The organism is Desulfuribacillus alkaliarsenatis (genome assembly GCF_001730225.1).
In the GTDB taxonomy this organism is placed as follows: domain Bacteria; phylum Bacillota; class Bacilli; order Desulfuribacillales; family Desulfuribacillaceae; genus Desulfuribacillus; species Desulfuribacillus alkaliarsenatis.
Window position 1 is genome coordinate 1 of record NZ_MIJE01000010.1, and the last position, 6,131, is coordinate 6,131.

The following is a 6,131-nucleotide window of genomic DNA, read 5'->3' on the forward strand; positions in this document are numbered from 1 at the left end:
CTTGACGGTGTTTCGTGAGCACTGGCAGCTAGATGAAATACTGCGTTGGCTCATACCTTGACTATTAAGCCTAAGGATTTCTCGATATTTGGTCATTTGGTTTGACCTCCTGTATTTGATTTGCACCTGATGGTGCATTTATCCATTATACAAGAGGTGGCTCTCGCCATGACCATAGTGGCTCTATCTGATGAACATGGTGGCTCATTTCAAGTACACACGTGGTTCATTTCTAAAATATTACTCAATAGGCTTATTTTTACATAAGTAAATCAAAAAAAGAAACAATTTATATCTATTTAAAGGGGGAGAAGATGAAAAAAACTATTACATACCTACTTTATATAATAGGTCTATTATTACTAATTTATTATGGTAACGCATACCAGGTGAAACTGCGTATTATATTTAATCAAGAATTAAACCTTATGCCGATGCTACTTTTTAATAGCGCCTATTCTATTATTGTTGGAATATACATAGCTTTACCCAGCTTCATAATAACAATTTTAAAATCTGGCAAAGTTCATATTGACTGGCTAAAAATACTAATAATAGGAATACCTACGTTTTTAATTAGCGCTTCAGGTGTCCTTTATCATTATTTGCGTCCAACAGAACTAATTACAATGTTTCACTGGATATTCTCTAGATATTCCGTATCGGGAACATCATTAATTGCAGTAGTATTTGGATATACGCTATTAAGCTCGATTGTCAAAGAAGAGAATGACAAAATCGTTTATGCAAGAAAATTTAGTATAGCAAAAATCATTACTTTATCTATAATTGCAACCTTTTTTATATATATTTCTTTTACAGGAATAATTCATCCTCCAAAGCTCGTAAATGTTAATGCTAATATTGAAACAAATGATCAAAAGCAAGGATATAGTATGGAAGATGGGACTGAAGTCAAATTCATACTTACTGAAATTGTGTACACGTTTGAATTTGAAAATTTGCCTAATAGTAGTTTGATAGGCGAAGCTATTAGAGACAACAAAGTTAGGGTTGAACCTAAAGATAGCCTTGAGAAGTTATTCCAAGATGATATATTTAATAATCCACGCGGGGGAGGATTTGGTACGAGCACGAGCGGAAACAAAACAGAAATTAGTTTTTATTATAATATTGGGTCGATTGATCCTGAAGGAAAATTTCCAAATAAATACCCGCCGTCTCAAGAGGAACTAAATATGATAGAGAATTATCTATATGATGCTGTATTAGTTTTTGAGATTAAAGGGAAAAAGACAAAACGATATGATTTAACAGAGTTTAAAAATGAATAACTAGTAAGTAAAACAGAGGCTATATAGTAAAAATTAGATATATGCAAGCAATGATGGGAGGTGTTTCCAATGAAAAATAATAAAGATAACTGGCATGGCCTATTAGATAGGCTGGGGGCTACAATTGGTGCTTATGTTTATAGAAAAAACCTTTTTTTTAGTGAGTCAATAAATACCAAACCTATAAAAGAAGTTATACCAAATACTGACTTAGATATGGAAAGTATTGAACACGGTGACTGGCAAAAGGTAACAGCTACTAGTCCGATAGGTCAGTTTAATGGTAAGTATCTTGTTTATAAATGGATAGGAAATGATGTTCCGACTATTTGCTTTATTCATGGTAGTGGAGAACAACCTTACAAATTTGATTATTTCAGTTCTAATTCTTTCCGAAAGATTTTCACAAAAGAATTTGATATTGATGCAAATCTTATATTATTGATGGCTCCGTTTCATGAAGGCACTCAAAATGATTACATCAAAGCGCTAGACAGTCTCGAGAATTATGTAGGGATGCTAGCAACTACAACAGTTATTCTTGATGCCTTAGCTTCACGATTACGAGTAGACGGTTTACAAGGTAAAATATATGCAGTGGGTGTTAGCTTAGGTGGATGGGTCGTAAATCTCCATCGTGCATACTTCAGAGGTAAAGTTGACTATTATGTACCGATGATTGCGGGAACCAGACTGCATGATGTTTTTACAACATCAAATTATAGCAAACTCACAGCTAGAAAAGCACTTGATAACGTAGAAGTGTTAAAAGAAATTTTGGATTTCGAAGAAGATTTCTTAGATAACAAGAAGAATGATTGTTACCCATTGCTTGCCCGTTACGATAGACTTGTTGAACTTGATGTTCAGAAAAATGGTTATAAAGGAATGGAATTAAAAATTATAAATAAAGGCCATTTCACAGGCATGGAAGCAATTACAGAGTTTCGCAATCACATTAAGAATGTAATTTTGACACGTTAAGTAGTTGTGAATCTTTACAATCAAATTATTACGATAAAAGTAGTACGATAGATACAATTAAAGAACTGTTGTTATTCTTAGCAATTTTGTAAAGGAGGGTTAGGATATGCAACAAGTAAAAAGTTATTTAGATGAAATTTTTCGTGAATTACCAAATAGTAGAAGAGCGAAAGAGTTAAAGTCAGACATGTTAGCAGATATGGAAGAACGGTATCAAGAATTAATAGAGCATGGTAAAGACTCTGTGAAAGTTGAAAAGCAATTAATAGATGAAATTGGTACTGCTGATGAGATAAGAGAAAATATAAATTTAAACAGCGGGAAAAGTAAACTCATATTTATCGCTGTACAGTTATTGATCTTTATTACTGCATTTATGTATAAAAGGCATGTTGAACTTAACCATAGAGAATTTATAAGTTCATTTAATGCTTATCCAATAATGGCAGCAAAGTTCGTAGCTACTCCATTAATGTTTTTTATAGGTATGATTATCGGCTTACAAGTGTTGAATTATCTAAACAAACCAAGGGAAATTTTTGTTAAGCAAAAATGGTTAAGAGTTGCTTTTTTAATTGCAAGTTTTGTGTTAATTGTAATGTGGGGCTCATTTGCTATTTCATCTCTAGGAATTTACCGAACTTTTTCAATGCAATTCGTTAATTTTATGATTGCCAATGTGAATGTAGTTGCAGGCGCTGCGGGAGTACTATTTTACTTGGGAGTAAAGAAGTAGCTCACAAATTACTAAAAACATGTAGTTTAGAAGACGTATTTTACTCAATAATGGGTAGAATGCGTCTTTTTGTCGAAAAATGACAACTTTTGTCGATTCAGAAGGGATTTGGTATTTGTAGCCGAATAGTGTGCTAGAGAGTTTATTAAATATACATATTCAGATAATAAGAGCTTTTTAGAATTTTGAATTGCTTGGGAACTATTTATTACTAAATTCTGTCTAGAATATATATTGCAATTTTTAAAGTTGCACATAAACGACGTTTTGACACAAAACGTACCAATTAGAGATAGTATACGAACCATGTTCGGCAATGCGATAGTTAACTGACATCGGACGAAAAAAACACCTTTTGGGGTGAGAAATAATAAAGCACATCGGTCTAAACAGGGAGTGATTCAATGGAAGATAAAAGAATTGTAAATATATTAAGTGTTATAATCGTCATTTTGGTCGTAATAGTATTTTATCAAGCCAATATTAACAAGGAAAAACAAGCTACTATAAATTCTGCTAAAAAATATAATATTTCATCTTTGGGTTTTGGAAATATGCCAGTAAATTATTACTTTGATATTGTAACTAGTCAACCAAAAGAAGATACCAACAAACTAGTGACACATAAAATATTTGCTGAATTAGTAAAACAAGATAACATTGCTAAGTCAATTATTCATTTGCATAGAGACGAAATAAATGATCAAGTATGGGAAGAATTTTCTGCCTCATATTTGATAAAAGATCAATCATTTGCATTCTTATTAACATTGACGTTAGATGAATTAATATTGAAAGATAAACATTTTAATAAGCTTAGAAAGATAGAGGCATCTTGGAGTAATTTCTTTCGTATAACAGATCCTTATATAGCTAGAGGTAATAAGGTTTTAATTTCTCCAAATGATTTTGCAATTGCATATATAACATTAAAAAAAGAACTTTATGAGATTGCCAATAAAAAGACTTTAGAAGATTTTAGGACGGAGCATCCAGTTGCTCGCGACATATTTTCTGATATTGAATGATTTAATAGATATTAATAAAAAGAGAAGGTCGAGATTATAATCAAATTTGGTAGAGGGATAGGAGCTATCTAACCCTCGGTCTGCACCTGTAAGGCTCAGTGACGTCAGTGATGCAAACCGTTAGGCGACAGACTATGCATTAGCCGCACGTCCTGCGTGGAATAGTTTATAAGGGAGAGAAGCGTAATGAAAGATAACATGAAACGATTTTCTATCTTTTTTTTATACACCATATTTATGATTGTCCTATATTATATTGGGCAGAGAATTATACTGAACTCTAACTTTCATTTTCAATCAACATTTGAGTTCAAACCTGTAATGATTGCTAGAACAATAGTTCCAATTGTTTTGGGTTTATTTCTAGCGCTTCCTAAATTCATTTGTGAATGGCGAAGAGTGGGGAAGTGGAAATATGACTGGGTTAAGCTATTGGCGATTGGAATACCTACTTTATATATTGCGCTTATGCCAGTATTTACATTTACCTCAGTCAAATATTTCTATCCTGTAATTCCTATTTTAGGCAGCGTATCAGTGGCCCTTCAAACAATGCCATACTCAGTAGCAGGTTATGCATTTGGGTATATCTTAATTGCTTCACTATATAAAACTTCTGATGAAAACACTCTCGTAGTTAGTAATGATGAAAATATACAAACAAACAAGGGTACACAGATATGAAAAAGTATCTAATAATTACTATTTTAGCGTTACTTATTTCAGGCTGTAGTATGGGTAAATTAGAAAGCTCAATGCTTACTTTTGCAGGTGAAAGTGAAAGTTGGAGTGTAATTATAACTGAAGATTTAAGAACAATTACCCATACAGACGAGCGAGGGCACACTAGCAGAAAGCACAGCTCTCGTATGAAAATGTATATAAAATATGTTGGCAAGTCCGTTGAAGAAATAGATGAGGTTAGATATGAATTTAAAATAGGTAGTAGTTATGGAGTAAGTGTAGACCAGTTAAATCAATATGGAGCAATCATTTTGCCAATAGGGTCAAATAATGCAAGAGTCTACGAAGATAGTATTATTAAAATGACATTTGAATGGAATGGATTGGTAGAAGAATTAGAAGCAATTTATGATGAAAATAAGATCCATTTGAGTGCGATATTAAATTAAAAACACTTAAGCTTTATTGGATAGTTATCAGCTAAAGGTAATTCCTGACCATTTAAAACAACTTGCCAATCTCTACTTTCTCCATCTTGTGGATTAACTTTAGTAAAGCTGAAAAGGTAATATTGTTGTGTAAGGATACTTCCTATAACAATGTATATGAGGAAGGAACTACTAAGCTGATAAAGCGTGTTAAAAAATTATCTGCTGAACAAAAGTTCATGCGATATTAATACAGTAGTACTCAAAGAAAGGTTTTAACTAAGTAAATATAATTAGATACTTTATATGGGAGGTTTTTAGGTGATGGATACTGGTTTTGGATTAGTTGCTTTTTTTGCATGGTTACCATTTTTAACTGTGCTTTTTAACCTAGCGCTTATAATCTTTGTCATTTACTTTCTGATTAAAGTAAATAAGTTTATCAACGTTAAAACAAAATTAGATCAAGAAAGAAATGAAAAGATTGATGAATTAATTAGAGGTATAAGTAAAGTCAATAAAATCGAATAATGGATGTCCGAAGCTAAGATAAAAATAAAGTTACTTTTAATGGAGGAGATTATATGCAACATACATTGAGCAATAAGATGGGGAGGGTATTTGTAGTTTCAATTTTTATGGGGATAATCATTTTAATTTACGATTTATTAAGTGGGTTTATTATAGCAAAAGTATCAAATGATTGGACATTAACAATGAGTAATATGGAAGTGTAAATAATTTTGTGTAAATGGATTTTATATTAGAAAAATTCATTACTAAGTTCTACTAGATTATGGTTTTTAGTTTTCCATTAAGTGGGCATACTATACATGGCTCTTGCCCTGTTAGAGGATAAGGCACTGCTGGAGAGCAACCTGAGCGCTAACAAGGGATTCTGCCAGAAGGCGAGGGGACTTAGGATCCCCTCTTTTCTTGTCTTCTGGGAGAACAAAAGCGATAAACTCTGGGGCGA

Annotated in this window: 9 protein-coding genes; 8 read left to right on the forward strand and 1 reads right to left on the reverse strand. The window is 32.4% G+C overall.

Annotated elements, in window-relative coordinates; translation table 11 throughout:
* On the reverse strand, nucleotides 1–96 hold a 96-nt coding region (locus BHF68_RS15820; protein WP_141706230.1), incomplete at its 3' end, for a LuxR C-terminal-related transcriptional regulator.
* A gap of 218 nt (nucleotides 97–314) precedes the next feature.
* Here BHF68_RS15820 and BHF68_RS05740 point away from each other — a divergent pair.
* The 8 genes from BHF68_RS05740 (at nucleotide 315) to BHF68_RS15360 (ending at nucleotide 5,892) form a co-directional block, all read left to right on the forward strand.
* Nucleotides 315–1,295 (forward strand): hypothetical protein, encoded by a 981-nt coding sequence (locus tag BHF68_RS05740; RefSeq protein ID WP_069642698.1) that lies wholly within the window; start codon nucleotides 315–317, stop codon nucleotides 1,293–1,295.
* A gap of 69 nt (nucleotides 1,296–1,364) precedes the next feature.
* Nucleotides 1,365–2,279, forward strand: a complete 915-nt coding sequence (locus tag BHF68_RS05745; protein ID WP_069642699.1) for a hypothetical protein — start codon at nucleotides 1,365–1,367, stop codon at nucleotides 2,277–2,279.
* 106 nt (nucleotides 2,280–2,385) lie between these two features.
* Complete coding sequence (locus BHF68_RS05750; RefSeq protein ID WP_069642700.1) at nucleotides 2,386–3,015, forward strand: hypothetical protein; 630 nt, start codon at nucleotides 2,386–2,388, stop codon at nucleotides 3,013–3,015.
* 404 nt (nucleotides 3,016–3,419) lie between these two features.
* On the forward strand, nucleotides 3,420–4,043 hold the full coding sequence (locus BHF68_RS05755) for a hypothetical protein (RefSeq protein WP_069642701.1): 624 nt from the start codon (nucleotides 3,420–3,422) through the stop codon (nucleotides 4,041–4,043).
* A gap of 186 nt (nucleotides 4,044–4,229) precedes the next feature.
* Nucleotides 4,230–4,727, forward strand: a complete 498-nt coding sequence (locus BHF68_RS05760) for a hypothetical protein (protein WP_069642702.1) — start codon at nucleotides 4,230–4,232, stop codon at nucleotides 4,725–4,727.
* Entirely contained in the window at nucleotides 4,724–5,176 is a 453-nt protein-coding gene (locus BHF68_RS05765) for a hypothetical protein (protein ID WP_069642703.1), read from the forward strand. The genes BHF68_RS05760 and BHF68_RS05765 overlap by 4 nt, the downstream gene beginning before the upstream one ends.
* 300 nt (nucleotides 5,177–5,476) lie before the next feature.
* On the forward strand, nucleotides 5,477–5,686 hold the full coding sequence (locus tag BHF68_RS05770; RefSeq protein ID WP_069642704.1) for a hypothetical protein: 210 nt from the start codon (nucleotides 5,477–5,479) through the stop codon (nucleotides 5,684–5,686).
* Between the two features lie 53 nt (nucleotides 5,687–5,739).
* Nucleotides 5,740–5,892 carry a hypothetical protein gene (locus tag BHF68_RS15360; protein ID WP_176719889.1) on the forward strand — a complete coding sequence of 51 codons (153 nt, stop codon included), beginning with the start codon at nucleotides 5,740–5,742 and terminating at the stop codon, nucleotides 5,890–5,892.
* Nucleotides 5,893–6,131: the final 239 nt, after the last annotated feature.

Excerpts from the sequence above, each read along its gene's own strand:
- BHF68_RS15360 (WP_176719889.1), top strand. The coding sequence starts at position 5,740 with ATGCAACATACATTGAGCAATAAGATGGGGAGGGTATTTGTAGTTTCA.
- BHF68_RS05765 (WP_069642703.1), top strand. The coding sequence starts at position 4,724 with ATGAAAAAGTATCTAATAATTACTATTTTAGCGTTACTTATTTCAGGC.
- BHF68_RS05760 (WP_069642702.1), top strand. The coding sequence starts at position 4,230 with ATGAAAGATAACATGAAACGATTTTCTATCTTTTTTTTATACACCATA.
- BHF68_RS05750 (WP_069642700.1), top strand. The coding sequence starts at position 2,386 with ATGCAACAAGTAAAAAGTTATTTAGATGAAATTTTTCGTGAATTACCA.
- BHF68_RS05745 (WP_069642699.1), top strand. The coding sequence starts at position 1,365 with ATGAAAAATAATAAAGATAACTGGCATGGCCTATTAGATAGGCTGGGG.
- BHF68_RS05755 (WP_069642701.1), top strand. The coding sequence starts at position 3,420 with ATGGAAGATAAAAGAATTGTAAATATATTAAGTGTTATAATCGTCATT.
- BHF68_RS05740 (WP_069642698.1), top strand. The coding sequence starts at position 315 with ATGAAAAAAACTATTACATACCTACTTTATATAATAGGTCTATTATTA.